Here is a 279-nt window from a genome sequence, read left to right on the forward strand (position 1 = left end):
ACGGGAGCTACCGCAAACATGTCGAACAGCTGCGCGCGCGGCTGGCGCGCGCCACGGCCGAAACCGCCGCCAGGCTTAAGGCGTTAGGTATCGCGCCCTGGATCGACCAGGCTGCCGGCATGTTCCTGTGGTGCCGCCTGCCTGACGGCATCGACGCGGCCGATGTCGCCCGCCACGCTCTGTCGGACAATGTCGTGCTGGCGCCAGGCAATGCTTTCAGCCTGTCGCACACAGCCGGCCGTTTCATGCGCTTCAACGTGGCGCAATGCCAAAATCAGC

General features: G+C 65.9%; 1 protein-coding gene. It reads left to right on the forward strand.

What is annotated here, in order from left to right; genetic code table 11:
* The coding region (locus tag EN851_RS36030) for an aminotransferase class I/II-fold pyridoxal phosphate-dependent enzyme (RefSeq protein WP_135931150.1) at positions 1 to 279 on the forward strand (279 nt) is incomplete at both ends.

Origin of the sequence: Mesorhizobium sp. M8A.F.Ca.ET.208.01.1.1 (genome assembly GCF_004791315.1) — a bacterium.
Lineage (GTDB): Bacteria > Pseudomonadota > Alphaproteobacteria > Rhizobiales > Rhizobiaceae > Mesorhizobium.